We start from the raw sequence: 26,107 nt of genomic DNA, 5'->3' as shown, positions 1-26,107 counted from the left end.
CGATTCAATCCATCTACGGCCGACGAATACAGGACAAAGAACTATGTCTAAAATTTTTGATTTCGTAAAACCAGGCGTTATCACTGGTGATGATGTACAGAAAGTTTTCGCTATCGCTAAAGAAAACAAATTTGCACTGCCAGCGGTTAACTGCGTAGGCACCGACTCAATCAACGCCGTTCTCGAAGCTGCTGCGAAAGTCCGTTCACCGGTTATCGTTCAGTTCTCTAACGGTGGCGCTGCGTTCATCGCAGGTAAAGGCCTGAAAACTGACGTGCCACAAGGCGCGGCAATACTGGGTGCAATCTCTGGCGCACACCACGTACATCAGATGGCAGAACATTACGGCGTGCCAGTCATCCTGCACACCGACCACTGCGCGAAAAAACTGCTGCCATGGATCGACGGTCTGCTGGACGCGGGTGAAGCTCACTTCGCGAAAACCGGTAAACCACTGTTCTCTTCTCACATGATCGACCTGTCTGAAGAATCTCTGGAAGAAAACATCGAAATTTGCAGCAAGTATTTAGCTCGCATGGCAAAACTCGATATGACTCTGGAAATCGAACTGGGTTGTACTGGTGGTGAAGAAGATGGCGTGGACAACAGCCATATGGACGCATCTGCACTGTACACTCAGCCACAAGACGTTGATTACGCATACGAAAAACTGAACGCAATCAGCCCGCGTTTCACTATCGCTGCGTCATTCGGTAACGTACACGGCGTGTACAAACCAGGTAACGTTAAACTGACTCCAACGATTCTGCGCGATTCTCAGGAATACGTTTGCAAGAAACACAACCTGCCACACAACAGCCTGAACTTCGTATTCCACGGCGGTTCCGGTTCTACTGCAGCAGAAATCAAAGAATCTGTAGGCTACGGTGTTATCAAAATGAACATCGATACCGATACCCAATGGGCAAACTGGGACGGTATTCTGCAGTTCTACAAGAAAAACGAAGCTTACCTGCAAGGTCAGTTGGGTAACCCGGAAGGCGCGGACAAACCTAACAAGAAATTCTATGACCCGCGCGTATGGCTGCGTTCTGCTCAGTCTTCCATGGTGACTCGCCTGGAACTGGCATTCAAAGAACTGAACGCAATCGACGTACTGTAATTCTTACCCTTCCGGTGCTTGACCACCGGAATGTGAGGATAATCGTCAAAGGGGCTTCGGCCCCTTTTTTATTGCCCGTTTTACCTTCACAATCGTCCTGTCTCATTCTCTGCTATCTTATTGAAAACTATCTCTGCCGGAGAAAAATATGCGTCTTGTCTTGCTTACGTTACTTGCCCTGACCTCTTTCGCCCAGGCCGCAGAGGTCGACTGTAAAAATGCCTCTACGCAAATGGAGCTGAACATCTGCGCCGGGCAGGATTTTCAGCGCAGCGATGCGTTACTTAATCAGGCTTACAAACAGAAGATGGCGCAACTTGCGCCGGAACAGCAAACCAAATTCAAAGCCGCGCAGCGCAGCTGGATTGCGTATCGTGACAAAGACTGTGATTTTATGTCTTCGGGCGTGGAGGGCGGTTCCGTACAGCCGATGATCTATTCAGGTTGTCTGCAACAAAAAACCGAACAACGCACGAAAGAAATTAATGCCATCCTGCATTGTGAAGAAGGCGATCTGAGTTGCCCGTAATTGCATTGTTTTTGCATGAAGCCTGAAGGTAGAGCCATGAAGCCAAAATCTGTCACCCTCGATGACGTCGCGCGTCAGGCGGGCGTTTCTTATCAGACCGTATCGCGTGTGCTGAATCAGGCGGCACACGTCTCGGCAAAGACGCGGGATAAAGTCGAGCAGGCCATGGCGGCGCTGAACTACGTGCCGAATCGCGTTGCCCAGCAGCTGGCCGGGAAACAAAGTTATACGCTGGGGCTGGCGACCACCGAACTCGCGCTTCATGCGCCGTCACAAATTGCTTCCGCAATGAAAACCCGCGCCAATCAGTTAGGTTTTAACGTCGTTATTTCGATGATTGATAACCTGAGCCTTCTGGCCTGCCGCACGGCGGTGAATGAGCTGATGTCGCAGCGCGTTGATGGCGTGCTGATTAACGTGCCGCTATCGAACGATGATGCGGGCGCCATTGCGCAGCTGTGTGGTGATTTACCAGTGCTGTTCCTGGATGTCGATCCGCAGGCAGAAGTCTTTAAAATTCTGTTCGATCCGCATTGCGGGGCAGAGCAGGGCGTTGAACATCTTCTGGCGCTGGGGCATCAGAAAATTGCGGTGCTGACCGGCCCGCTGGAATCCATCTCCGCGCGGCTGCGCTACGAAGGCTGGCTGAGTACGCTGGCAAAGCACCAGATTACGCCCTGTGCCGTACACCACGGCGACTGGAGCGCGGCGTCCGGCTATCAGCAGGCATTATTGCTGCTCAACCAGCCGGTGCGGCCTACGGCGATCCTGATTGCCAATGATCAGATGGCGCTCGGTGTGCTGCGTGCGGTGCATGAATTTGGCCTGCGCGTACCGGAACAGATTTCGGTGATCGGCTATGACGATACCGAAGACAGCGCGTTTTTCTTCCCGCCGCTGACCACCATAAAGCAGGATTTCCGCCTGCTCGGGCATGAAAGCGTCAACCGGCTGGTTGATCATCTGCATCATCATGGCGATAAGAAGCAGTCGTCGCTGTTATTGCCGACCTCTCTGGTGGAGCGCCACACAACGTCGAAACCCGGCGAATCTGCTGTTTCTCAGGAAGCACTGTCGCAGGAGCTTCTCCGCATCGCCCGCCAGCTCAGCCCGCGCTGATTCACTTTTTTTTGCTTCTCCGGCGCGGGATCTGTGATCCGCGTCCCTTTCCCGTACTCCCTTGCTTTACTTAATGGCTCCCGTTACGCATGTTTATATTATTGTGAGCGCATAACAATTTTGCATGGGGATTATTATGACATTATCAGCGGATGAAAAACTGTCGTCACTGGCCACCGTTCTGGGGCGCCGTGACTGGGAAAAACCATCATTAACGCAATATAACCGTCTTGCGGCGCACCCGCCTTTTAACAGCTGGCGGAAAAGTGAAGAAGCCAGAAGAAATCAAGGTTCCCCTAATATTCTTCCCCTGAACGGGGAATGGATATTCAGCTATTTTAGCCGGCCAGAAGCCGTGCCCGAACAATGGCTGGAAGGTGACCTCGCGGATGCAGACAAGGTTCAGGTGCCATCAAACTGGCAGCTTGCGGGTTATGACGCGCCGATTTACACCAACGTTCAGTATCCGATCCCGGTTAATCCGCCGTTTGTGCCGGAAGAAAACCCTACGGGTTGTTACTCGCTCACAGTTTGTGTGGATAAAAACTGGCTGGACAACGGCCAGACGCGCATTGTGTTCAATGGCGTAAATTCCGCCTTCTATTTATGGTGCAACGGCAAATGGATCGGTTATTCCCAGGACAGCCGTTTACCGGCGGAATTCGATCTCAGCGACGTGCTGCATGCAGGTGAAAACCGGCTCGCGGTGATGGTGCTGCGCTGGAGCGACGGCAGCTATCTGGAAGATCAGGACATGTGGCGTATGAGCGGGATTTTCCGCGACGTCACTTTGCTGCACAAACCGGCGGAACAAATCACGGATTATCAGGTTCGCACGCATCTGTTCCACGGTTTCACGCAGGCCGAACTGGAAGTGCAGGTCAGCGCCGCCGTACCGCAAGAAAGTGCCGCAGATTATCAGGTTCGCGTGCAGCTCTGGCAGGGTGACAAGCCGGTTGCAGAACACCAGCAGCCGCTGGGCAGTGAAATCATTGATGAACGCGGCAGCGCATTTGATAAAACCACGCTGCGGTTACCGGTCAGCCAGCCGGAATTGTGGAGCGCCGAACAGCCTGCGCTCTACCGCGCGGTCATTTCCCTGATTTCTCCGCAAGGCCGGGTGATTGAAGCCGAAGCCTGCGACGTCGGGTTCCGTCAGGTGGAAATCAGCAACGGGCTGCTGAAAGTTAACGGTCAGCCGGTGTTGATCCGCGGGACCAACCGTCACGAACATCACCCTGAAAACGGTCAGGTGATGGACGAAGCGACGATGCGCCGCGACATCGTGCTGATGAAACAACACAACTTCAATGCAGTGCGGTGCTCGCATTATCCGAACCATCCGCTTTGGTACACACTTTGCGATCAGTACGGTTTGTACGTGGTCGATGAAGCCAATATTGAAACCCACGGCATGCAGCCGATGAATCGGTTATCGGACGATCCGGTCTGGTTCAATGCGTTCAGCGAACGCGTCACCCGCATGGTTCAGCGCGATCGCAACCATCCGTGCATCATCATCTGGTCGCTGGGCAATGAATCCGGCCACGGTGCGAATCACGACGCGATGTACCGCTGGATCAAATCCGTCGATCCGACGCGTCCGGTACAGTACGAAGGCGGCGGCGCCAACAGCGTGGCGACCGACATTATCTGCCCGATGTATTCCCGCGTGGAGCAGGATCAGCCATTCCCGGCGGTACCAAAATGGTCCATCAAAAAGTGGATCAGCATGCCGGACGAAACGCGTCCGCTGATCCTCTGCGAATACGCCCACGCAATGGGCAACAGCTTTGGCGGGTTCGATAAATACTGGAAAGCCTTCCGTCAGTTCCCGCGCTTGCAGGGCGGTTTTGTCTGGGACTGGGTGGATCAGAGCCTGCTGAAAACGGACGAAAACGGCGATCGTCATATGGCCTACGGCGGTGATTTTGGCGATACGCCGAATGACCGTCAGTTCTGCATGAACGGCCTGGTCTTTGCCGACCGCACGCCGCATCCGTCACTGTTTGAAGCCCAGCGCGCCCAGCAGTTCTTCCTGTTTTCACTGGTCAGCACATCGCCTCTCACGCTGGAGATTCAAAGCGAATACCTGTTCCGCCGCAGCGACAACGAACAGCTGGTCTGGCGTATTGAGCGCGATGGCGAAGTGATTGCGCAGGGCGAAGCGGCGCTGAATATTGCACCGAATGGCGTGCAGAAACTTGAGCTGGGGCCGGTACCGAAAGCCGGCGGCGATTTGTGGCTGAACGTTTCCGTTCATCAGCCGCAGGCGACGGCATGGTCGCAAGCCGGTCACCGCAGCGCATGGGATCAGTGGCAGTTACCGCAGGCTCTGAGCCTGCCGGAGCCGGAAAAAGCATCTGCCACCGCGCCGGTTCTGGAAATTCAGGACGGAAATATTTCCGTGGTTCACGGCACACAACGCTGGGAGTTTAACCAGAAGAGCGGCCTGCTGGAGCAGTGGTTTGATGGCAAAACGCCGCGCCTGCTTTCGGCGCTTCGCGACCAGTTTGTCCGTGCGCCGGTTGATAACGATATCGGCGTCAGCGAAGTCACGCGCATTGATCCGAATGCGTGGGTGGAGCGCTGGAAAGCCGCCGGAATGTATCAGCTTGAATCGCAGTTAATCAGCATCAGCGCCGGGCAGATTCAGGACGGCGTAATCATCAACACCTCGCACGCGTATCTGGCTGGCGGGGAAACCCGGTTGCTGAGCCGCAAAACTTACCGTATCGACAATCAGGGCGAACTGCATATCAGCGCGGATGTTCGCGTAGCGTCAAACGTGCCGTCGCCGGGGCGCATCGGCATGACCTGCCAGCTCGCAGACACCGCTGAGAACGTCCGCTGGCTGGGGCTGGGGCCGCATGAAAACTATCCGGATCGCCGCCTGGCTGCGCAGCACGGGCGCTGGACATTGCCGCTCGGTGATTTGTATACGCCGTACGTTTTCCCGACCGAAAACGGTTTGCGCGGTGAGACGCGTGAACTGGAATACGCCGGATGGACGTTGCGGGGTAATTTCCACTTTGGCCTGAGCCGTTACAGCCTGCAACAGCTGACGGACACCAGCCACCGCCATTTATTGCGTGAAGAAGAGGGGACATGGCTGAACATCGACGGCTTCCATATGGGCGTCGGCGGGGATGACTCCTGGAGCCCGAGCGTCAGTCCGGATTTCCTGCTGACTGCCGGTCACTATCATTATTCGTTCACCTGGAAACGTGCCTGACATCCCGCGCCGTGGCGTAACCCGCTGCGGCGCAGCGTTCAGTCGTAAGGAAACTGATTATGTATTACCTGAAAAATACTAACTTTTGGATGTTCGGGCTGTTCTTCTTCTTCTATTTTTTCATCATGGGGGCGTATTTTCCGTTCTTCCCGATCTGGCTGCATGACATCAATCAGATCAGTAAAAGCGACACCGGCATAATATTTGCCAGCATTTCGCTGTTCTCCCTGCTCTTCCAGCCGGTCTTTGGGTTGCTGGCCGATAAGCTGGGGCTGAAAAAGCATTTGCTCTGGGTGATCACCGGCATGCTGGTTCTCTTCGCGCCGTTCTTTATTTACGTGTTCGGCCCGCTGTTGAAAATTAATATTTATCTCGGTTCGGTGGTCGGCGGGATTTATCTCGGGCTGATTTACAACGCCGGTGCGCCTGCGATTGAAGCGTATATCGAAAAAGTCAGTCGCCGCAGCAGCTTTGAATTTGGCCGTGCGCGGATGTTCGGCTGTGTCGGCTGGGCGCTTTGCGCGTCGGTGGTCGGCATCATGTTCACCATCAACAACGAATTTGTTTTCTGGCTTGGTTCAGGCTGTGCGGTCATTCTGGCCATCCTTTTGCTGATTGCCAAACCGGAAGTGACGCCTACCGCGCGCGTAGTGAATGAACTGGGCGCGAACACCAAACCGTTCAGCCTGAAGATTGCCCTTGAGCTGCTCAAAGACCGCAAACTCTGGTTCCTGGCGCTTTACGTAATCGGCGTGTCCTGCACCTACGACGTCTTCGACCAGCAGTTCGCCAACTTCTTTACCTCGTTCTTTGATTCGTCATCCGAAGGTACGCGCGTGTTCGGTTACGTCACCACCATGGGCGAGCTGCTGAACGCCTGCATCATGTTCTTCGCACCGCTTATCGTGAACCGTATTGGCGGGAAAAATGCGCTGCTGCTGGCCGGGACGATTATGTCGATCCGTATCATCGGCTCGTCGTTTGCCTCATCGCCGCTGGAAGTCGTGGTGCTCAAAACGCTGCACATGTTTGAGGTGCCGTTCCTGATTGTCGGCTGCTTCAAATACATCACTTCAGTGTTTGAGGTGCGCTTCTCCGCGACGATTTATCTGGTGACGTTCTGCTTCTTCAAACAGGTGGCGATCATGTTTATGTCCGTCTTCGCCGGGAATATGTATGACCGTATCGGTTTCCACGGTACATACCTCATTCTCGGATTAGTGGCGCTGACGTTTACGGTGATTTCGGCCTTCACGCTGAGCGGAAGAGGGCCGTTGCAGGCTTTCAAAACGCCCGAAACGCTTAACAACAGCCGCGTAAATTCCTAATCTGATCGCCTTTCTCATCGGGCGGTTGGCACTTCATCACATTGTTCGTTAACCTTAAAGAGCACTTGCTGCCCGTTATATCGGGCAGCTTTGGTTTCTTTCAGCCCGACAGGGTTTTATTTTGGGGTACGCTAAATGGATGATTTGAACGTTGTGGACGGCATTAACAATGCCAGCAACTGGTTGGTGAGAAACCAGGCTTTACTGATTCAGTACGCTGTGAATATTGTGGCGGCTATCTTTATTCTGATTGTAGGCATGATCATCGCCCGCGTTGTTTCAGGCGGTGTCAGCCGGGTCTTAAAAGTTCGTGGTATTGATATTACGGTTTCCGACTTCCTTTCCGCCATGGTGCGTTATGCGATTATCGCGTTTACGCTGATTGCCGTGCTGGGTAAAGTGGGCGTGCAAACCACGTCGGTGATTGCTGTTATCGGTGCCGCCGGTTTAGCCGTCGGCCTGGCATTGCAGGGCTCGCTGTCCAACTTTGCCGCAGGCGTTCTGCTGGTGATCTTCCGTCCGTTCCGCGCGGGCGAGTATGTGGATCTGGGTGGCGTGGCCGGTACTGTCACGCAGGTGCAGATTTTCTCCACCACGCTGTTAACCCCTGATGATAAAATGATCGTCGTGCCGAACGGTAAAATCATCGCCGGTAACATCATCAATACCTCGCGTGAGCCGAATCGTCGTACCGAAATCATCGTGGGCGTTGGCTATGATTCTGATATTGATGTCGTGAAGAAAGTGCTGGGCGATATTATTGCCGCTGACAAGCGCATTCAGCATGAGCGAGGGGTGACCATCCGTCTGAACGAAATGGCCGCATCAACACTGAATTTTGTGGTACGCGTCTGGAGCACCAACGGCGATGCTCAGGAAGTTTACTGGGATTTGCTGGAAGCGTTCAAACGCGCGCTGGATGAGAACAATATCAACATCGCGTACCCACAACTGGATGTGCATTTGCACCGTGTGGCAGATGCCAGCCAAGAGGCAGAACAGCGGGCGTGATTGAATAAACCGCATTACAGATTTTTACTGTTCGGGCGCCTGCGGGCGCTTTTTTGTGTCTGAAAATCGGATCCCTCACAAATAAGCCAGGCTAATGACCGATAAGAAATATCCATTTCCTCTAATGACACCAAAGCCCTTACACTGCGCGCAATCTCTGTTATTAACTCTTTAAGGATATTCACGTGCTGGCTATTTTCCTGCAAGGACTGGCGATGAGCGCCGCAATGATTTTACCCCTCGGGCCGCAGAATGCGTTTGTGATGAATCAGGGTATTCGCCGCCAGTATCATCTGATGATTGCGTCTTTATGCGCGCTGAGCGATATCGTGCTGATTTGCGGCGGCATATTTGGCGGCAGCGCGCTGCTGAGTAAATCGCCGTTGTTGCTGGCGCTGGTGAGCTGGGGCGGCGTGGCATTTTTGCTGTGGTATGGCTGGGGCGCATTCCGTACGGCGTTCAGCAAAAATCCTGAACTGGCGCAGGCCGAAGTAGCGAAGCAAAGTCGCTGGAAGATTGTCGTCAGCATGCTGGCGGTGACCTGGCTCAATCCGCACGTTTATCTCGATACATTTGTCGTATTGGGCAGCCTGGGCGGAAGCCTGAGCCACGATGAACGTTCGTGGTTTGCGCTCGGCGCGATCAGTGCTTCTGTGCTGTGGTTCTTCGGGCTGGCCATTCTCGCGGCATTACTCGCGCCCTGGTTAAACACCGGGAAAGTGCAGCGCGTCATCAATTTTTTCGTCGGCACCATCATGTGGGGGATCGCGATTCAACTCGCGCGTCAGACCGGCGTATTTTGAGTTTTTGCCCGAAAACAGGTTTTTGTCACTAATCTTAGTTTCAGTTGTAACGGTTTATGCTACGGTTTTGCGGATTGATTGAATTAACTATTGCCAGATCTTTGATGATTAATGGAGGCACTGTGAAACTGAAAGCATTGGCTGTAGCAGCGATGTTGGGATTAGGGACTTTACCTTTGGCGTTGCACGCGGCAGAAGTTCCTGCCGGGCCGCACGTGGTGACATCAGGTACGGCAAGCGTTGACGCCACACCGGATATCGCGACGCTGGCCATTGAAGTGAGCGTATCGGCAAAAGATTCCGCGAGCGCCAAGAAACAAGCCGACGATCGTGTGGCGGAATATTTTGGTTTCCTGCAGAAAAACGGAATTGAAAAGAAAGACATCAATGCCGCGAATCTCAGCACGCAGCCGGAATATAACTACCTGAAAGACGGCAGTTCAGAGCTGAAAGGCTACCGTGCGGTGCGTCAGGTTCAGGTGACATTGCGTCAGCTGGATAAACTGAACGATTTGCTGGATGGCGCGTTAAAATCCGGCCTGAATGAAATCCGTTCTATCGAACTGGGTGTGGCAAATCCTGATCGTTTCCGTGACGAAGCGCGTCAGAAAGCCATTGATAACGCCACACAGCAGGCAAAATCTTTGGCAGAAGGTTTCCACACCAAGCTGGGGCCGGTTTACAGCATTCGTTATCACGTCGCTAACTACCAGCCAATGCCGGTTGCGCGGATGTTTAAAGCCGCCGCGGCACCAACGCAAAATGATGCCGCTGAAACTTACGAACAGCAAAGCATTCACTTTGATGATCAGGTGGATGTGGTGTTCGAACTCCAGCGTTAATATCTTTCATATTTCAGATATTCAGGGACAGACGTCCATGTAAAACCCGCCTCGGCGGGTTTTTTGTTTTCTGCGGGGGGAAATCAGTCCTGACGCAATACCTGATGCCCGTGTGCCAGCAGGGCGTCGGTGACTTTACGCATCATGCGGCTTTCCGGCGCAAAGCGGTGCCAGTAGAGCATCCGGCGCTGGAACAGGCCGGGCGTCAGGTCGATAAGCTCGCCGCTTTCCAGTTCTTTCTCAATTTGCAGATGCGGGATCATACAACAGGTCGTGCCCTGACGGGCCAGCTGCACGAAGGCTTCCGACGAGTTAACGATATGACACGGCACGCTTCCCGGTGACAAATCGAAGTTTTGTTGCAGGAACGCCTGGTGCATATCATCGAGATGGTCAAACGCAACCGCCGGCGCTTTCAGCAGCGCGGAACGGGTGACGCCGTTCGGGAAATACCGATCGGCAAAGGGTTTGGAAGCGACAAACAGGTAATCCAGTGCGCCAAGTTGATCGACCAGACAGCTCGGAAGCGGCTGCGGCTGAATACTCACCGCCCCGACCACTTCACCGCGGCGCAGACGTTCCTGCGTCCGGGTTTCATCTTCAACCTGCAAATTCAGGCGGATAGGTGAATCGACCAGCACAGATTTCAGCGCCGGTAACAGCCAGGTTGCCAGACTGTCGGCGTTAACCGCCAGCGAAAGCAGCAGCGGCGTATCATTACTGTCGCTGTTACTGTCACTGCCGAGCCACTCTTCTTCCAGCAATTCCACCTGATGTAACAGGGCCAGTAATTTCTGCCCCTGCTCCGTCGGACGAGGCGGCACGGTACGCACCAGCAGAGGCTGGCCGAACAAATTTTCCAGTTGTTTAATGCGCTGAGAGACCGCCGATTGGGTGATGCAAAGCTTTTGTGCGGCGCGCTCAAAACCGCGCTCACGGATCACCGCGTCCAGTGCCTGTAGCGTTCTATAGTCCGGGCGTTTCATCGGAGTTCTGTCCCTTGGATTTAATTTTATCCGAATACTATGCCACAGATTGTCAGGTTTTGTGGTGAGGAAAATCGGGGCGTTTACAACCCAATTGCACTTAATAAGTGTGATCTGGTCACGCTCTTGTCTGCCCAATCTGCCGGCACATGCTTTATAATCACCGACACTTTTCCGTATTCACGCCACTTACGTTATCAGACAGAGAAGCCATTATGACGCAGGAAGAATTGAAAAAAGCAGTCGGCTGGGCCGCACTGGATTACGTGACCCCGGGCACCATTGTCGGTGTCGGAACCGGATCCACCGCCGCCCATTTCATCGATGCACTGGGTTCGATCAAAGGTCAGATTGAAGGTGCCGTTTCCAGTTCTGACGCTTCAACGGCAAAACTGAAAAGCTTAGGCATTCACGTTTTCGACAGCAACGAAGTGGACTCGCTGGACGTTTACGTTGACGGCGCGGATGAAATCAACGGTTTCATGCAGATGATCAAAGGCGGCGGCGCTGCGCTGACCCGCGAAAAAATCATTGCCGCGATCGCCAAAAAATTCGTCTGTATTGTGGACGCGTCCAAGCAAGTCGATGTGCTGGGTAAATTCCCGCTGCCGGTAGAAGTCATCCCGATGGCGCGTTCTTACGTTGCGCGTGAACTGGTGAAACTCGGTGGTTTGCCAGAATACCGCCAGAACGTTCTGACTGACAACGGCAACATCATTCTCGACGTCCATAATCTGAGCATTCTGGATGCCGTCGCGATGGAAAATAAGATCAACGGAATTGCGGGCGTGGTGACGGTAGGGCTGTTCGCCAACCGTGGCGCCGACGTTGCGCTGGTAGGCACTTCTGAAGGCGTAAAAACTGTCACGCTGAAGTAACCCATCAATAAGCAGAAGATCTGGCTGCTTTTGCTGAAAGCAGCCAGTCATCCCCCTGTCATAACACAATGTTATGAAGATGATAATTTTCTGACTGAATCATCTTTTCTTCAAAAGCCTTAATTTGGTGACTTATGTCACATTTCTCACTAACGCCTCCTGAACGTCTTGCTCTGCAAAATCTAACCAGCAGGAAATGCTGAAAACCAACAGGCGCGGTGAGCCTTCTGCTGTCTGGCAGGCAATCGTTTGTATTGATGATGGCGTATTTTTTGTTATGTTGACTGTGAGCAGTCACCTAGCAGTTCGAATTCAGCCAGAAAAAATATAGGGTCGGGAAATGGCAAAAGTATCACTTGAGAAAGACAAGATTAAATTTTTGTTAGTGGAAGGCGTCCACCAAAGTGCGGTTGATACACTCCGTGCCGCGGGTTACACCAATATTGAATTTCACAAAGGTGCTTTAGATACGGAATCGCTGAAAGAATCGATCCGTGATGCGCACTTTGTTGGACTCCGATCGCGTACTCAGCTGACCGAAGAAGTGTTCCAGGCAGCAGAAAAACTGGTAGCTGTAGGGTGTTTCTGTATCGGTACCAATCAGGTTGACCTGAAAGCGGCAACCCGTCGCGGTATTCCGGTCTTTAATGCACCGTTCTCCAATACCCGTTCTGTCGCCGAAATGGTGCTGGGAGAAATGTTGCTGATGATGCGCGGTATTCCTGAGGCCAACGCCAAAGCGCACCGCGGGATCTGGAACAAACTGGCCGTCGGCTCTTTTGAAGCGCGCGGAAAACGTCTGGGTATTGTCGGCTACGGCCACATCGGTACACAGCTGGGTATTCTGGCGGAAAGCCTGGGGATGCGCGTTTTCTATTACGACATCGAAAGCAAATTGCCGCTGGGTAATGCGCAGCCGATTGCGACTCTGGAAGAACTGCTCAGCACCAGCGACGTCGTAACCCTGCACGTTCCTGAAACGCCAGGCACCAAAAACATGATTTCCGAAGTGCAGCTTGCACAAATCAAGCCGGGCGCATTGCTGATCAACGCCTCACGCGGCACGGTGATCGACATTCCTGCCCTGTGCAATGCGCTGCGCAGTAAACATCTGTCCGGTGCGGCTATCGACGTCTTCCCGGAAGAACCGGCGACCAACAGCGATCCGTTCAATTCTCCGCTGTGTGAATTCGACAACGTTCTGCTGACGCCACACATCGGCGGTTCTACCATGGAAGCGCAGGAAGGCATTGGCCTGGAAGTGGCAGGTAAACTGGCGAAATACTCTGACAACGGTTCAACCTTGTCTGCGGTTAACTTCCCGGAAGCCTCTTTGCCAGCGCATACCGAGAAAGCCAGCCGTTTGCTGCATATCCACGAAAACCGTCCGGGCGTGCTGACCAGCATCAACCAGATTTTCGCGGAGCAGGGCATCAACATTGCGGCGCAGTATCTGCAAACCAGCCCGGAAGTCGGTTATGTGGTTATCGATGCTGAAACGGATGTCACCACGCTGAACACCGCGCTGCAACTGATGAAAGCAATTCCGGGCACGATCCGTGCGCGCTTGCTTTACTGACAGATCTGCGCAGTAACAGAACATAAACCGCCGAAAGGCGGTTTTTTTATGTCATTTCCCGCAGACAGGAAGATCTTACCGGATGAGTCGTTTGCCAGATTGCTCAAGGCGTTGAGCCGATGACGGGCGCCATCTCAGGGCATTTCATGAAAATGTCAGAAGTAAAAGAACAGACTGACCAGACCACAGAGGATCAGTGAAGACAGGGTGATTTCGAACTGGAAGCGGCGCAGCATCATCCACAGTACCTCAGGATAAAAACTGGAGAAAAAAACACCCGGCGAACGGGGTGTAAATTTAGCAGTCCTGGTTATTGCGAGTTAACACCTCACAAAAACTTCTTGGTGACTTCTTATGCTGCTGGTGTTGCTTTTGCAGCTGGTGCAGCTTTCTTAGCATGTTTCACGTGTTTTTTAGCAGCCTGCGCTTTCTGAGCGACCGGAGCCGCTTTTTTAGCGTGTTTCACATGTTTCTTAGCAGCCTGCGCTTTCTGAGCTACCGGAGCCGCTTTCTTAGCGTGTTTTACGTGTTTCTTAGCAGCCTGCGCTTTCTGGGCTACCGGAGCAGCTTTCTTAGCGGATTTTTTGTGTTTTTTAGCAGCCTGGGCTTTCTGGGCGACTTTCTTATGAGTCTTGTGTTTGGTTATGTGCTTGGCAGCAGGTGCAGCGGTTGTTGCTGCAGCAGCAGGTGCCGGCGTTGCGGTTGTTTCAGCAGCGAAAGCGACAGAAGACAGACCCATTGCAGCGGCTACAACCAGAGCTAATACTTTTTTCATGTTTAATTCCTCAGAGATATCGGTTTATGTGTCTGCCCCACTGCGGGGCCGTTGAGAAGATAATAGACATGACGGATTTTATTGTCCGTGAGGGATTGGTTTCGGCGTGTAACGGTATGTATAAGGGCAATTTTCTGAGGGAGAGTATTATCGGAGAGAAGTATTAACAGTCAGCCGGTCTTTACCATGTCCATACTTTGCCCGGCGTGATCACTTGCGGCAAAGGCACATCCCAGTGTTCCACGGGCAAGGCATCCACTTGCTGGCAATCATGCGCTAAGCCTATCGGATACGGCCCGCCATCCTGCCAGTGCTCCAGCGTGCGGTCGTAGAATCCGCCGCCCATACCCAGACGTTGTCCGTGGCTGTCAAACGCGACCAGCGGCGTCAGGATGATATCCAGCTGAGATAAAGGCAAAACCTGTGTGACATCGAGTTGTGGTTCGAGGATTTTAAGACGATTGCGCACCAGTGGTGTTTCAGGCGTATAGCGCAGGAACAACAGATGGTGAGGTGAAAACGGATGCAGCACAGGCAGACAAAGCTCTTTTCCTTCCTGCCACAGGCGCTGAATCAACGGTGTGGTATCAAGCTCTCCGTCGAAGGACAGAAAAACTGAAATCGTGCTGGCAGACTGAATTTTAGGGTGTGCGGCAACGCGATCAGCGGCCTGAAGGGCAAACTGTGTTTGCTGACCGGCAGTTAGATTTTTTCTACGCTGGCGAATTTCAGTACGGATATTTTGTCGGGCAGAAGCAAAAAGAGGAGTGTGCGACATAGATACAAACACCAGAAAGGGATGTACCGAAAAGAAAGGGGAATCTCCGAGATGCCGTCGCAGGCTGTAACCCTTGAACCCATGGTTCAAGGTGAACGTGCTGTCGCAATCTTTAGGCTTCTCGGACGGACCGAGCATGCGCACCGATTACGGATCATCACATTCTGTTGGTACTAATTATCGGCTCAGGGGACGGGCCCGCTGGCGAACATCTCAGAGAAATTTTTTACCGCTTCTGACTGGCCTGTGACGAGCCACATCAGCAACGTGTGTTATTCGAAAGGCGCCCCTTCACGTTCAGAGATCCGGCCTTGTTCGAGCAATGCCTGCTCGATGGTTTGTTGCAGCATCCGGATACGTTGTTCCATATTGGATGCGTAATCGCGCGTTTTCAACCTTTCCTGAGCAAGTTCGTGACATACGTTCAATGCCGCGATGAAAACCAGTTGCTCTGTATTGGTGACTCTAGTGCGAACTTTAAGATCTTGCAACCGCTGATTAAGATCTTCAGCTGCCAGATTCAGTGCTTCCTGTTGTTCTGGCGGACAATTCACCCGTAACGAGCGACCAAAAATTTGAATATCTACCGGTTGTGCAGACATGCCACCTTCCTGCTGATTTATTCGTCCGCCCCAACGTGACCACTACGACCTGGCGCAGGATGTTGGAAGCGGGCGCCACTATAACTATCTCAATACCAGGTTACAACCCCATGACCGGCTGACTGCTGCCCGATTGTTCAGGGCGTGCCATTCAGGCCAAAGTGAGCCTGATTGCGGGCTGCTAATCTGGTACTACGACAGACCTTGGTGGTAGCATAACACGAACTTAACCTGCCAACGATGGCGAATGCGCATGTCTATTGATAATACTTACCCTACTTACGATTCGTTGGATCAAAACCTGAAACAACAATCGGTTGCTTTGACCGCAGCAGAAATGCACGGTCTGATCAGTGGCTTACTGTGTGGCGGCAACCGCGACGGCAGCTGGCTGACGATGGTGCATGATCTGACCAATGAAGGCATGGCCTTCCCGCATACGCTGGCGGATTTGCTGCAACAGCTACGTAAAGTCACCTCCGATACGCTCGAAGATGACAGCTTCGAATTTAAAATGATGATGCCCGATGACGACAAAAGCGTCTTCGAACGTGCCGACGCGCTCGCCGGTTGGGTCAACCATTTCCTGCTCGGCCTTGGCATGATGCAGCCTAAACTTGCGAAAGTGAAAGGCGAAGTCGGCGAAGCCATCGATGATTTGCGTAGCATCGCGCAACTTGGCTACGACGAAGATGAAGATCAGGAACAACTGGCGCAATCTTTAGAGGAAGTGGTGGAGTACGTCCGCGTGGCAGCCATTTTGTGCTTTGGCGAATTTGGCCACAGCCTGCCGTCTGCACCTGAAAACACCCGCACGTTGCACTGATTATTTGAGAACACATTTAATAACAACGAACTAAAACGATTTCAGGAGAAAGTGATGACTCAGCAAGAGATCGAGAACCGTCGCCAGGCGCTGTTAGCGAAAATGGTACCGGGAAGTGCTGCGATAATTTTTGCGGCCCCCGAAGCCCCGCGCAGCGCCGACAGTGAATACCCATATCGTCAGAACAGTGACTTCTGGTATTTCACCGGTTTCAACGAACCGGAAGCCGTGCTGATTCTGGTCAAAAGTGATGAAAATCATAACCACAGCGTGCTGTTTAACCGCGTGCGTGATCTCACCGCTGAAATCTGGTTCGGGCGTCGTCTGGGGCAGGAAGCAGCACCGGCTAAGCTGGGCGTGACAAAAGCCTTGCCTTTCGGCGACATCAACGACCAGCTTCATTTACTGCTCAACGGCCTTGACGTGGTCTATCACGCGCAGGGCGAATATGCCTATGCCGATGAAATCGTTAACCGTGCGATGGAAAAACTGCGTAAAGGTTTTCGTCAGAACTTCGCCGCGCCCGCGACCGTCACTGACTGGCGCCCGTGGGTTCACGATATGCGTCTGTTCAAATCCGCCGAAGAAATCGCGGTTATGCGCCGTGCCGGGCAAATCACCGCGCTGGCACACACCCGCGCCATGGAAAAATGCCGTCCGGGGATGTTCGAATATCAGCTCGAAGGCGAAATTCATCACGAATTCAACCGCCACGGCGCGCGTTATCCTTCCTACAACACGATTGTCGGCAGCGGTGAAAATGGCTGTATTCTGCATTACACCGAAAACGAATGTGAAATGCGTGACGGCGATTTAGTGCTGATCGACGCCGGTTGCGAATATAAAGGTTATGCGGGCGATATCACCCGCACCTTCCCGGTGAACGGCAAATTCAGCAAAGCGCAGCGCGAAATCTACGACATCGTGCTGGCGTCAGAATACAAAGCGCTGGAGATTTTAAAGCCGGGCAGCAGCATTCAGGCGGCGACCGAAGCGGCCGTGCGCGTGATGATTGAAGGTCTGGTGAAACTGGGCGTGATGAAAGGCGATGTCGACACGCTGTATGCCGAACAGGCGCACCGTCAGTTCTTCATGCACGGTCTGTCTCACTGGCTGGGTCTGGACGTTCATGACGTTGGCCATTATGGCTCGGCAGAACGCAGCCGTACGCTGGAACCGGGCATGGTGCTGACCGTTGAACCGGGTCTGTACATCGCGCCGGACGCCGACGTTCCGGAAGCGTATCGCGGCATCGGTATTCGCATCGAAGACGACATTCTGATCACTGCGACCGGCATCGAAATTCTGACCGGCGACGTGGTGAAAGAAGCCGATGATATCGAAGCCTTAATGGCGGCGGCACGTAAATAATATGAGCATTGTTTCTCTATGAGCATAGTGATTGTTGGCGGCGGAATGACCGGTGCCACGCTGGCGCTGGCGATTTCCTCGCTGACGCAGGGGCGTCTGCCGGTGCATCTGGTGGAAGCGACCGCGCCGCAAGAACACGGGCATCCGGGTTTTGATGCCCGTTCGATAGCGCTCGCGCAGGGAACCTGCCAGCAACTGGCGCGCGTCGGGATCTGGCCGGCACTGGCAAAAATCGCGACGCCTATCCGTGACATTCACGTCAGCGATCGCGGTCATGCGGCTTTTGTGAATCTCACTGCGGCGCATTACCGTGTCGAAGCGCTTGGTCACGTTGTTGAGCTGCATGAAGTCGGCAACCGTTTGTTTGCCATGCTCAGCAAGGCGCCTGGTGTGACGGTGCATTGCCCGGCAAAAGTGGTTGATGTTCAAAGACAAACTGACAACGCGAGTGTCACGCTCGACAGCGGTGAAACTCTCACCGCGCAGTTGCTGGTCGCTGCTGACGGTTCTCATTCGTCGCTGGCGAAAGCCTGCAATATCAGCTGGCAGCGCGAGGATTACGGGCAGATTGCCGTCATCGCCAACATCGCCACCAGCGAACCGCATAACGGCCGCGCGTTCGAACGCTTCACCCAAAACGGACCGCTGGCTTTATTGCCGATGTCCGACGGGCGCAGCTCGCTGGTCTGGTGCCACCCGCGCGAAGCCCGTGAAGAAATTGATCACTGGAGCGAGGCGAAGTTCCTCAGCGAACTGCAAAAGGCCTTTGGCTGGCGTCTGGGTACCATGAAACAGGCCGGTAAACGCTTCAGTTATCCGCTGCAATTACAAAAAGCCAACAGCCATATCAGCCATCGTCTGGCGCTGGTGGGCAACGCGGCGCAAACCCTGCATCCGATTGCCGGTCAGGGATTTAACCTCGGCCTGCGCGATGTGATGACGCTGGCGGAAACGCTGGCAGGCGCCGCAAAGCAGGGCAACGACGTCGGCAGTTATCGCGTACTTTGCGGTTATCAGAACCGCCGTCAGCCCGATCAGCAGGCGACCGTCGGCGTTACCGACGGCCTGATCCACCTCTTTGCCAACCGTTATCTGCCATTAATGGTCGGCCGCAATCTGGGTTTACTGGCGATGGAAGGCATCACGCCGTTGCGCGATGCGTTTATCCGACGGACGCTCGGCTGGGTTGACCGTTAATTCCGTTCCGGGCCTTACAGGAAAAATTATGCAATCTTTTGATGTGGTTATCGCCGGTGGCGGAATGGTCGGTCTGGCGCTGGCATGCGGATTACAGGGCAGCGGCCTGCGCGTTGCTGTGCTGGAAAACCAGCTGCCGGATCTCGATTCACCTTTGCCGGAACAGCCGGGCCTGCGCGTTTCTGCAATCAATGCCGCCAGCGAGCGTCTGCTCAAATATATCGGCGTCTGGGACAACATCATCGCCCAGCGCGCGAATGCGTATCAGGGAATGGAAGTCTGGGATCGCGACAGCTTCGGTAAAATTGCATTTCGTGGCGAAGAATACGGTTTCAGCCACCTTGGTCATATCATCGAAAATCATGTCATTCACCGCGCCCTGTGGCAGCGGGCAGAAAATTCTTCTGACATCACGCTGCTCGCACCTGCGACGCTGAAAAATGTCGCGTGGGGCGAAAACGATGCGTTCGTGACTCTCAGCGATGACCGCCAGCTCAGCGCGCGTTTAGTGGTCGGCGCTGACGGCGCACAGTCGTGGCTGCGTCAGCATGCCGATATCCCGCTGACGTTCTGGGATTATCGCCATCATGCACTGGTTGCGACCATTCGCACCGAAGAGCCGCACCAGTCTGTCGCACGGCAGGTTTTCCACGGTGAAGGCATTCTTGCGTTCCTGCCGCTGGCGGATGCTCATTTGTCTTCTATCGTCTGGTCGGTTTCGCCGGATGAAGCGCAGCGTCTGAGCGCCCTGGCACCGGAAGAGTTTAATAAAATTCTCGCCAGCACGTTTGACCTGCGTCTGGGCGTTTGTGCTGTCGAAAGCGAGCGTCTGACCTTCCCGCTGACCGGCCGTTATGCCCGCAGTTTTGCCGCGCCACGTCTGGCGCTGGTCGGCGATGCGGCGCACACCGTGCATCCGCTGGCCGGGCAGGGCGTTAACTTAGGCTTTATGGACGCCGCCGAGCTGGCTTCTGAAATCAAACGTCTGCAAAAAGAAGGCAAAGATTTCGGTCAGCACATGTATTTACGCCGTTACGAGCGCCGCCGTAAACACAGCGCGGCGCTGATGCTGGCGGGAATGCAGGGCTTCCGCGAACTGTTTGCCGGGGATAATCCGGCGAAGAAATTATTGCGTGATATCGGCCTGACGCTGGCGGATTCCTTGCCGGGTGTGAAACCGCAACTGGTCCGTCAGGCGATGGGGCTCAACGATCTTCCTGAATGGTTACAGGACGATTCACTTCGATTGAAATAATCTAATTCCAGCTCAGTTTTACCATTATTTTTTCTAATTCGAAGCCGGATTCCCCATTCTGAAAAGGGTGAGAAATCCGGCCTCGCCGTTATATAACATCGATACTTTTGGTGTTTATTTGTAGATTTTGCGCCACAAACCCCAGTTTACCAGTCAAAAACTCTGCACAATGCCCCTGAGAAATTACTGACATTCGTTCTGCTCCACATATTTTATCTTATGGTTAGCAGGGGAATTCAGTGGTAAGTTCAAATAAAGGGTATCGTTTGCGCTCCCTGTCATTTTTACATTTTCAGGCAGCCTTTTCGTCATGAGGAATAAGATGGTTAAGCAGACTCAGCTTTATGAACAACACGTGGCGTGCGGTGCGCGTATGGTCGATTTCCACGGCTGGATGATGCCTTTGCATTACGGCTCGCAGCTGGATGAGCACCACATTGTGCGTCAGGACGCCGGTATGTTTGACGTCTCGCACATGACCATCGTTGACCTTCACGGCGCACGGACCCGCGAATTCCTCCGTTACCTTCTGGCGAATGACGTCGCCAAACTCACCGTCCCGGGCAAAGCCCTTTACACCGGCATGCTCAATGCGTCCGGCGGCGTGATCGACGACCTGATTGTTTACTTCCTCACTGAAGATTATTTCCGCCTGGTGGTGAATTCCGCGACCCGTGAAAAGGATCTGGCATGGATTTCGCAGCATGCAGAACCGTACGGCATCGAACTGACGGTGCGTGATGACTTAGCGCTGGTTGCCGTTCAGGGGCCGCAGGCGAAAGAAAAAGCCGAAACGCTGTTCACCGCTGAACAAAAGCAAGCCGTCGCTGGCATGAAACCGTTCTTCGGCGTGCAGGCGGGCGACCTCTTTATTGCCACGACCGGCTACACCGGCGAAGCTGGTTATGAAATCGCACTGCCGCAGGAGCAGGTTGCTGATTTCTGGCAGAAATTACTGGCCGCGGGCGTTAAACCTGCCGGGCTCGGCGCGCGTGACACGCTGCGTCTGGAAGCTGGCATGAACCTCTACGGTCAGGAAATGGATGAAGGCGTTTCACCGCTGGCGGCCAATATGGGCTGGACCATCGCGTGGGCACCGGAAGACCGCAACTTTATTGGCCGTGACGCACTGGAAAGACAGCGCGAGCAGGGTACCGAACAGCTTGTCGGCTTAGTGATGACGGAGAAAGGCGTGCTGCGTAACGAACTGCCGGTGCGATTTACCGACGGCGCGGGCAATACGCTGGAAGGCGTGATCACCAGCGGCTCATTCTCCCCGACTCTCGGCTACAGTATTGCTCTGGCACGCGTTCCGGCGGGCATTGGCGAAAACGCTATTGTTCAAATTCGTAACCGCGAAATGCCGGTAAAAGTCACCAAACCAGGCTTTGTCCGTAACGGCAAACCGCTGGCGCAGTAACCCATTCGATTAGCTGATTTATAAAAATTTAAAACGTTTTCAGGAGATTAAAGATGAGCAATGTGCCAGCAGATTTGAAATACGCGTCTTCCCACGAGTGGGTGCGTTCAGAAGGCAACGGCGTTTACACCGTAGGGATCACCGAACACGCACAGGAATTACTGGGCGACATGGTCTTTGTAGACCTGCCAGAAGTGGGCCGTGAAGTTGCCGCAGGCGAAGACTGCGCGGTCGCGGAATCCGTTAAAGCGGCGTCCGATATTTACTCCCCAATCAACGGCGAAATCGTGGCTGTGAACGGCGAGCTGGAAGGTTCTCCGGAGCTGGTCAACAGCGAGCCGTACGGCGCAGGTTTCCTGTTCCAGATTAAAGCCTCAGACGAAGCCGAACTGGCTAATCTTCTGGATGCAGAAGCCTACTCAGCTTCAATCGAAGAGTAATCAAGACTGCAATACCCGCCCCGCAACCCGTTTGCGGGGCGAATTCAAGACCCGTAGCTTTTGTCAGTATCCCAAGACACCTCCAGCAGATTTCAGGAATGCGTAGCAAATGACTCAGACTCTCAGCCAACTCGAAAACAGCGAAGCCTTTATCGGCCGTCACATTGGTCCGTCTTCTCAGCAGCAGCAACAGATGCTGGAAACGGTCGGTGCAGACTCGTTAAACGCGCTGATCCAGCAGATCGTTCCGGTCGATATTCAGTTGCCGGGGCCACCGGCCGTCGGCGATGCCGTGACAGAACATCAGGCGCTGGCTGAGCTGAAAGCCATTGCCAGCCAGAATCAGCGTTATAAATCCTACATTGGTATGGGTTACAGCGCAGTGCTGACGCCGCCGGTGATCCTGCGCAACATGCTGGAAAATCCGGGCTGGTACACCGCTTATACGCCATATCAGCCGGAAGTGTCTCAGGGCCGCCTCGAAGCGCTGCTCAACTTCCAGCAACTGACGCTGGATCTGACCGGTCTGGATCTGGCTTCTGCGTCGTTGCTCGATGAAGCAACCGCTGCCGCCGAAGCTATGGCGCTGGCGAAACGCGCCAGCAAACTGAAAGATGCTAACCGTTTCTTCGTGGCGGATGACGTGCACCCGCAAACGCTGGACGTTGTCCGCACCCGTGCGGAAACTTTCGGCTTTGACGTTATCGTTGATAAAGCAGAAAAAGTGCTCGATCTGGAAGGCGTGTTCGGCGTGCTTTTACAACAAGTCGGCACCACCGGTGAAGTTCACGATTACACCGCGCTGCTGGGAGAACTGAAATCCCGCAAAATTGTGACCAGCGTTGCCGCTGATATTATGGCGCTGGTTCTGCTGGCCGCGCCGGGCAAACAGGGCGCTGACGTGGTCTTCGGTTCCGCGCAACGCTTTGGCGTGCCGATGGGTTACGGCGGCCCGCACGCCGCGTTCTTCGCCTGCCGCGACGAGTTCAAACGCTCCATGCCGGGCCGTATTATTGGTGTTTCCCGCGACGCCGCCGGGAAAACCGCGCTGCGTATGGCGATGCAGACCCGCGAGCAACATATCCGCCGCGAAAAAGCCAACTCCAACATCTGTACCTCGCAGGTTTTACTGGCGAATATTGCCAGCCTGTATGCGGTATTCCACGGCCCTGAAGGCCTGAAACGCATTGCATCACGCATTCACCGTCTGACCGACATTCTGGCTTCTGGCCTGAAACAGGGCGGCCTGACCCTGCGTCACAACACGTGGTTTGACACGCTGACCGTTGAAGTCAAAGACAAAGCTGCCGTACTGGAACGCGCGCTGAGCTTTGGTCTGAACCTGCGCACCGACATTCACGGTGCCGTAGGCGTGACCCTCGACGAAGCGACGTCCCGTGAAGACGTGCAGATCCTGTTCGCCGCCCTGCTGGGTGACGACAACGGTCTGGACATCGACAAACTGGATAAAGCCGCATCGACCGACAGCAACTCGATTCCTGCCGCGATGCTGCGTGTGGATCCGATCCTGACGCACCCGGTCTTCAATCAGTACCACAGCGAAACCGAGATGATGCGTTACATGCACCGTCTGGAGAAAAAGGATCTGGCGCTGAATCAGGCGATGATCCCGCTGGGCTCCTGCACCATGAAACTGAATGCTGCGGCCGAAATGATCCCGATCACCTGGCCGGAATTTGCTGAGCTGCACCCGTTCTGCCCGACAGAACAGGCCGCCGGTTATCAGCAAATGATTGGTCAGTTGTCACAGTGGCTGGTGCAGCTTACCGGTTACGATGCGGTGTGTATGCAGCCAAACTCCGGTGCGCAGGGTGAATATGCGGGCCTGCTGGCGATCCGTCGTTATCACGAAAGCCGTAACGAAAGCAGCCGTCACATCTGCCTGATCCCAAGTTCAGCGCACGGCACTAACCCGGCTTCTGCCCAGATGGCGAGCATGACGGTGGTGGTGGTGGCCTGCGACAAACAGGGCAACATTGATCTGAGCGATCTGCGTGAGAAAGCGGCGAAAGCGGGCGATGAGCTGTCGTGCATTATGGTCACTTATCCTTCCACGCACGGCGTTTACGAAGAAACGATCCGCGAAGTTTGCCAGATTGTGCATCAGTACGGCGGTCAGGTTTATCTCGACGGCGCGAACATGAATGCCCAGGTCGGCATCACCACGCCGGGTTACATCGGCGCGGACGTTTCGCACCTTAACCTGCATAAAACCTTCTGCATCCCGCACGGCGGTGGCGGCCCGGGTATGGGCCCGATCGGTGTGAAAGCGCATCTGGCACCATTTGTTCCGGGCCACAGCGTCGTGCAGATTGACGGCGTGCTGACGCAAAATGGCGCAGTTTCTGCAGCACCGTTTGGCAGCGCATCTATCCTGCCAATCAGTTGGATGTACATCCGCATGATGGGCGCGGAAGGTCTGAAACAAGCCAGCCAGGTCGCGATCCTGAATGCGAACTACATCGCTACCCGTCTGAAAGACGCGTATCCGGTGCTCTACACCGGCCGTGATGGCCGCGTGGCGCACGAATGTATTCTGGATATCCGTCCGCTGAAAGAGACCGTTGGTATCAGCGAAATGGACATCGCCAAGCGCCTGATCGACTACGGTTTCCACGCGCCAACCATGTCATTCCCGGTTGCGGGTACGCTGATGGTTGAACCGACCGAATCCGAAAGCAAAGTGGAGCTGGATCGCTTTATCGATGCGCTGCTGGCAATCCGCAGTGAAATCGACCGCGTAGCGAAAGGCGAATGGCCGCTGGCCGATAACCCGCTGGTGAACGCACCGCACGTACAAAATGAGCTGGTGAACGACTGGAGCCATCCGTACACCCGCGAAGTGGCCGTGTTCCCGGCCGGTGATGAGAATAAATACTGGCCGACGGTGAAACGTCTCGATGACGTTTACGGAGACAGGAACTTGTTCTGTTCATGCGTGCCGATGAGTGATTACGAGTAAGGCCTGAACCGGCTTCGAACGGCTCCCTCCCCTGCGAAGGGGAGGGTTGGGGTGGGGTATTACAGCAAAATGCCTATATTGAAGTTTCCCCAAATTATTGTTTTTGGTGCTAAACCCCCTCCCAACCTCCCCCTTCGCAGGGGGAGGAGCAAACCAACGTCGTATCCTTCCCTAAATTCCGGCATTTTCCCAAAGGAGCCCAGCAATGAATATTGCCCTCGTCACCGGCGGTAGCCGCGGTATCGGCCGTGCAACCGCGATCCTCCTCGCGCAGCAGGGTTACGCCGTCGGCGTCAACTATCTGAATAACGAAACCGCTGCACAATCCGTCGTCGATGAAATTCAACAGGCCGGTGGCAAAGCCATTGCGCTTCAGGCTGATATTGCCGACGAAACGCAGGTGGTCGCGATGTTTAAACGCCTGGGCGAAGAACTCGGGACGATCACCGCGCTGGTGAATAATGCCGGAATTCTGTTCCAGCAGACGACGATTGAAAACCTCTCGGCAGAGCGGATTAATAAAGTGCTTTCCACCAACGTGACGGGCTATTTCCTGTGCTGCCGCGAGGCGGTGAAAATCATGTCGCACCGGCACGGCGGAAAGGGCGGGACGATTGTGAATGTCTCCTCGGCGGCTGCCCGTCTGGGTGCGCCGGGCGAATATGTTGATTACGCCGCGTCGAAAGGGGCGGTGGATACCCTGACCACCGGTCTGGCGCTGGAAGTGGCGGCGTACGGTATTCGCGTAAACTGCGTGCGGCCCGGTCTGATTTATACCGAAATGCACGCCAGCGGTGGTGAGCCGGGGCGCGTCGATCGCGTGAAGGCCAATCTGCCGATGCAGCGCGGTGGCCAGCCGGAAGAAGTGGCGCAGGCGATTTACTGGCTGCTCTCCGATTCCTCCTCCTACGTCACCGGCAGCTTTCTCGATCTGGCGGGGGGCCGATAATACTTTCTTCGAATGCAGAAGCGCCTTAAGGCGCTTTTTTTATGCTCAAACGGTCAACTCCACACAAACGGTCATAAC

23 protein-coding genes and 1 other RNA gene are annotated in these 26,107 nt (G+C 54.3%); 18 read left to right on the top strand and 6 right to left on the bottom strand.

Annotated elements, in window-relative coordinates; genetic code table 11:
* The first annotated feature begins 43 nt into the window (after window positions 1–43).
* The 8 genes from fbaA to IV433_RS06945 all read left to right on the top strand — a co-directional run bounded on the left by fbaA (window position 44) and on the right by IV433_RS06945 (window position 9,990).
* Window positions 44–1,123 (top strand): class II fructose-bisphosphate aldolase, encoded by a 1,080-nt coding sequence (gene fbaA / locus IV433_RS06980; protein ID WP_056773197.1) that lies wholly within the window; start codon window positions 44–46, stop codon window positions 1,121–1,123.
* A gap of 148 nt (window positions 1,124–1,271) precedes the next feature.
* On the top strand, window positions 1,272–1,652 hold the full coding sequence (locus IV433_RS06975) for a lysozyme inhibitor LprI family protein (RefSeq protein WP_195813870.1): 381 nt from the start codon (window positions 1,272–1,274) through the stop codon (window positions 1,650–1,652).
* Between the two features lie 36 nt (window positions 1,653–1,688).
* Window positions 1,689–2,771 carry a LacI family DNA-binding transcriptional regulator gene (locus IV433_RS06970; protein ID WP_195813871.1) on the top strand — a complete coding sequence of 361 codons (1,083 nt, stop codon included), beginning with the start codon at window positions 1,689–1,691 and terminating at the stop codon, window positions 2,769–2,771.
* A gap of 136 nt (window positions 2,772–2,907) precedes the next feature.
* Window positions 2,908–6,006 (top strand): beta-galactosidase, encoded by a 3,099-nt coding sequence (locus IV433_RS06965; protein WP_195813872.1) that lies wholly within the window; start codon window positions 2,908–2,910, stop codon window positions 6,004–6,006.
* A gap of 59 nt (window positions 6,007–6,065) precedes the next feature.
* On the top strand, window positions 6,066–7,334 hold the full coding sequence (locus IV433_RS06960; RefSeq protein ID WP_195813873.1) for an MFS transporter: 1,269 nt from the start codon (window positions 6,066–6,068) through the stop codon (window positions 7,332–7,334).
* Between the two features lie 135 nt (window positions 7,335–7,469).
* The gene (gene mscS / locus IV433_RS06955) at window positions 7,470–8,345 is read left to right on the top strand and encodes a small-conductance mechanosensitive channel MscS (RefSeq protein WP_195813874.1); all 876 of its coding nucleotides are present in this window, start codon (window positions 7,470–7,472) and stop codon (window positions 8,343–8,345) included.
* Between the two features lie 185 nt (window positions 8,346–8,530).
* Window positions 8,531–9,148 carry an arginine exporter ArgO gene (gene argO, locus IV433_RS06950; RefSeq protein WP_195813875.1) on the top strand — a complete coding sequence of 206 codons (618 nt, stop codon included), beginning with the start codon at window positions 8,531–8,533 and terminating at the stop codon, window positions 9,146–9,148.
* A gap of 122 nt (window positions 9,149–9,270) precedes the next feature.
* Entirely contained in the window at window positions 9,271–9,990 is a 720-nt protein-coding gene (locus IV433_RS06945) for an oxidative stress defense protein (protein WP_195813876.1), read from the top strand.
* An 83-nt stretch (window positions 9,991–10,073) separates the two neighbouring features.
* On the opposite strand, the gene IV433_RS06940 is transcribed toward IV433_RS06945, so the two are convergent.
* A complete protein-coding gene (locus tag IV433_RS06940) occupies window positions 10,074–10,976 on the bottom strand; it encodes a LysR family transcriptional regulator ArgP (RefSeq protein WP_101075345.1) in 903 nt (300 codons plus the stop codon).
* Between the two features lie 215 nt (window positions 10,977–11,191).
* On the opposite strand from IV433_RS06940, the gene rpiA reads away from it, so the two are divergent.
* On the top strand, window positions 11,192–11,854 hold the full coding sequence (gene rpiA / locus IV433_RS06935) for a ribose-5-phosphate isomerase RpiA (protein ID WP_152327761.1): 663 nt from the start codon (window positions 11,192–11,194) through the stop codon (window positions 11,852–11,854).
* A 340-nt stretch (window positions 11,855–12,194) separates the two neighbouring features.
* The gene (serA, locus tag IV433_RS06930; protein ID WP_195813877.1) at window positions 12,195–13,433 is read left to right on the top strand and encodes a phosphoglycerate dehydrogenase; all 1,239 of its coding nucleotides are present in this window, start codon (window positions 12,195–12,197) and stop codon (window positions 13,431–13,433) included.
* A gap of 155 nt (window positions 13,434–13,588) precedes the next feature.
* On the opposite strand, the gene ydgU is transcribed toward serA, so the two are convergent.
* From ydgU to zapA, 5 genes are all read right to left on the bottom strand, one after another.
* Window positions 13,589–13,669 carry a small membrane protein YdgU gene (gene ydgU, locus IV433_RS26455; RefSeq protein WP_456095398.1) on the bottom strand — a complete coding sequence of 27 codons (81 nt, stop codon included), beginning with the start codon at window positions 13,667–13,669 and terminating at the stop codon, window positions 13,589–13,591.
* A gap of 116 nt (window positions 13,670–13,785) precedes the next feature.
* Window positions 13,786–14,208: an acid resistance repetitive basic protein Asr gene (gene asr, locus IV433_RS06925; protein ID WP_195813878.1), complete on the bottom strand. Its 423-nt coding sequence runs from the start codon at window positions 14,206–14,208 to the stop codon at window positions 13,786–13,788.
* Window positions 14,209–14,389: 181 nt separating this feature from the next.
* Window positions 14,390–14,986 carry a 5-formyltetrahydrofolate cyclo-ligase gene (locus tag IV433_RS06920; RefSeq protein WP_195813879.1) on the bottom strand — a complete coding sequence of 199 codons (597 nt, stop codon included), beginning with the start codon at window positions 14,984–14,986 and terminating at the stop codon, window positions 14,390–14,392.
* 39 nt (window positions 14,987–15,025) lie between these two features.
* Window positions 15,026–15,209: non-coding RNA, 6S RNA (gene ssrS, locus IV433_RS06915), on the bottom strand.
* Between the two features lie 49 nt (window positions 15,210–15,258).
* Complete coding sequence (gene zapA, locus IV433_RS06910) at window positions 15,259–15,588, bottom strand: cell division protein ZapA (protein WP_013576788.1); 330 nt, start codon at window positions 15,586–15,588, stop codon at window positions 15,259–15,261.
* A 253-nt stretch (window positions 15,589–15,841) separates the two neighbouring features.
* On the opposite strand from zapA, the gene IV433_RS06905 reads away from it, so the two are divergent.
* From IV433_RS06905 to IV433_RS06870, 8 genes are all read left to right on the top strand, one after another.
* The gene (locus IV433_RS06905) at window positions 15,842–16,414 is read left to right on the top strand and encodes a YecA/YgfB family protein (RefSeq protein ID WP_195813880.1); all 573 of its coding nucleotides are present in this window, start codon (window positions 15,842–15,844) and stop codon (window positions 16,412–16,414) included.
* Window positions 16,415–16,468: 54 nt separating this feature from the next.
* The gene (pepP, locus tag IV433_RS06900; protein ID WP_195813881.1) at window positions 16,469–17,785 is read left to right on the top strand and encodes a Xaa-Pro aminopeptidase; all 1,317 of its coding nucleotides are present in this window, start codon (window positions 16,469–16,471) and stop codon (window positions 17,783–17,785) included.
* A gap of 18 nt (window positions 17,786–17,803) precedes the next feature.
* Complete coding sequence (ubiH, locus tag IV433_RS06895) at window positions 17,804–18,982, top strand: 2-octaprenyl-6-methoxyphenyl hydroxylase (protein ID WP_195813882.1); 1,179 nt, start codon at window positions 17,804–17,806, stop codon at window positions 18,980–18,982.
* Window positions 18,983–19,010: 28 nt separating this feature from the next.
* On the top strand, window positions 19,011–20,237 hold the full coding sequence (ubiI, locus tag IV433_RS06890) for an FAD-dependent 2-octaprenylphenol hydroxylase (protein WP_195813883.1): 1,227 nt from the start codon (window positions 19,011–19,013) through the stop codon (window positions 20,235–20,237).
* A 322-nt stretch (window positions 20,238–20,559) separates the two neighbouring features.
* Window positions 20,560–21,657, top strand: coding sequence for a glycine cleavage system aminomethyltransferase GcvT (gene gcvT, locus IV433_RS06885; RefSeq protein WP_195813884.1), 1,098 nt, complete (start codon window positions 20,560–20,562; stop codon window positions 21,655–21,657).
* Between the two features lie 53 nt (window positions 21,658–21,710).
* Window positions 21,711–22,097, top strand: a complete 387-nt coding sequence (gene gcvH, locus IV433_RS06880; protein ID WP_195813885.1) for a glycine cleavage system protein GcvH — start codon at window positions 21,711–21,713, stop codon at window positions 22,095–22,097.
* Window positions 22,098–22,206: 109 nt separating this feature from the next.
* The gene (gene gcvP / locus IV433_RS06875) at window positions 22,207–25,080 is read left to right on the top strand and encodes an aminomethyl-transferring glycine dehydrogenase (RefSeq protein WP_195813886.1); all 2,874 of its coding nucleotides are present in this window, start codon (window positions 22,207–22,209) and stop codon (window positions 25,078–25,080) included.
* A 205-nt stretch (window positions 25,081–25,285) separates the two neighbouring features.
* Window positions 25,286–26,029, top strand: a complete 744-nt coding sequence (locus IV433_RS06870) for an SDR family oxidoreductase (RefSeq protein ID WP_195813887.1) — start codon at window positions 25,286–25,288, stop codon at window positions 26,027–26,029.
* The last annotated feature ends 78 nt before the right edge of the window (window positions 26,030–26,107 follow it).

Source organism: Rahnella laticis (assembly GCF_015644585.1).
In the GTDB taxonomy this organism is placed as follows: Bacteria; Pseudomonadota; Gammaproteobacteria; order Enterobacterales; family Enterobacteriaceae; genus Rahnella; species Rahnella laticis.
Note: the sequence above shows the minus strand (reverse complement) of the source record. Positions and strands in the feature narration are given on the sequence as shown.

Coding starts and splice junctions, on each gene's coding strand:
- gcvH (WP_195813885.1), top strand. CDS start 21,711: ATGAGCAATGTGCCAGCAGATTTGAAATACGCGTCTTCCCACGAGTGG.
- asr (WP_195813878.1), bottom strand. CDS start 14,208: ATGAAAAAAGTATTAGCTCTGGTTGTAGCCGCTGCAATGGGTCTGTCT.
- pepP (WP_195813881.1), top strand. CDS start 16,469: ATGACTCAGCAAGAGATCGAGAACCGTCGCCAGGCGCTGTTAGCGAAA.
- zapA (WP_013576788.1), bottom strand. CDS start 15,588: ATGTCTGCACAACCGGTAGATATTCAAATTTTTGGTCGCTCGTTACGG.
- IV433_RS06940 (WP_101075345.1), bottom strand. CDS start 10,976: ATGAAACGCCCGGACTATAGAACGCTACAGGCACTGGACGCGGTGATC.
- IV433_RS06975 (WP_195813870.1), top strand. CDS start 1,272: ATGCGTCTTGTCTTGCTTACGTTACTTGCCCTGACCTCTTTCGCCCAG.
- rpiA (WP_152327761.1), top strand. CDS start 11,192: ATGACGCAGGAAGAATTGAAAAAAGCAGTCGGCTGGGCCGCACTGGAT.
- IV433_RS06905 (WP_195813880.1), top strand. CDS start 15,842: ATGTCTATTGATAATACTTACCCTACTTACGATTCGTTGGATCAAAAC.
- ydgU (WP_456095398.1), bottom strand. CDS start 13,669: ATGCTGCGCCGCTTCCAGTTCGAAATCACCCTGTCTTCACTGATCCTC.
- IV433_RS06870 (WP_195813887.1), top strand. CDS start 25,286: ATGAATATTGCCCTCGTCACCGGCGGTAGCCGCGGTATCGGCCGTGCA.
- ubiH (WP_195813882.1), top strand. CDS start 17,804: ATGAGCATAGTGATTGTTGGCGGCGGAATGACCGGTGCCACGCTGGCG.
- fbaA (WP_056773197.1), top strand. CDS start 44: ATGTCTAAAATTTTTGATTTCGTAAAACCAGGCGTTATCACTGGTGAT.
- IV433_RS06965 (WP_195813872.1), top strand. CDS start 2,908: ATGACATTATCAGCGGATGAAAAACTGTCGTCACTGGCCACCGTTCTG.
- ubiI (WP_195813883.1), top strand. CDS start 19,011: ATGCAATCTTTTGATGTGGTTATCGCCGGTGGCGGAATGGTCGGTCTG.
- mscS (WP_195813874.1), top strand. CDS start 7,470: ATGGATGATTTGAACGTTGTGGACGGCATTAACAATGCCAGCAACTGG.
- IV433_RS06920 (WP_195813879.1), bottom strand. CDS start 14,986: ATGTCGCACACTCCTCTTTTTGCTTCTGCCCGACAAAATATCCGTACT.
- gcvP (WP_195813886.1), top strand. CDS start 22,207: ATGACTCAGACTCTCAGCCAACTCGAAAACAGCGAAGCCTTTATCGGC.
- gcvT (WP_195813884.1), top strand. CDS start 20,560: ATGGTTAAGCAGACTCAGCTTTATGAACAACACGTGGCGTGCGGTGCG.
- serA (WP_195813877.1), top strand. CDS start 12,195: ATGGCAAAAGTATCACTTGAGAAAGACAAGATTAAATTTTTGTTAGTG.
- IV433_RS06970 (WP_195813871.1), top strand. CDS start 1,689: ATGAAGCCAAAATCTGTCACCCTCGATGACGTCGCGCGTCAGGCGGGC.
- IV433_RS06960 (WP_195813873.1), top strand. CDS start 6,066: ATGTATTACCTGAAAAATACTAACTTTTGGATGTTCGGGCTGTTCTTC.